The 278-nt window shown below is 28.4% G+C and carries 1 protein-coding gene; it reads left to right on the top strand.

The genetic code is table 11. The annotated features are described in order from the left end of the window. Position 1: 1 nt before the first annotated feature. Positions 2 to 278, top strand: a 277-nt coding sequence (locus A142_RS25745) for an EpsG family protein (RefSeq protein ID WP_032545385.1), incomplete at its 3' end; no start/stop codon positions are given.

Below are 278 nucleotides of genomic sequence, written 5' to 3'. Positions count from 1 at the left end.
TATGATTTCATTTATTTCCTTGTATTTAGCACATAAAAACTTTAATACGCCAAATTACTTCCTATATGCATTTATTATATTTTTCCCAGCTCTGATGGGATTTCAAAATGTATATAGACAATACTTAAGTATGTGCTTTTTGTTGCTGTCAATATCTTACATGTATACTGGAAAAAAAAGGAAGTATTTATTTTGGCTTCTCTCTGGACTAACTCATAATGTAGGTTTCATATTCTTACCTATATTGTTTCTATTTAGTGGGAGAAGAATAAATAGAG

The organism is Vibrio splendidus 12E03, from assembly GCF_000272105.2.
Lineage (GTDB): Bacteria > Pseudomonadota > Gammaproteobacteria > Enterobacterales > Vibrionaceae > Vibrio > Vibrio splendidus_I.
This window is presented reverse-complemented; position numbering and strand designations above follow the sequence as displayed.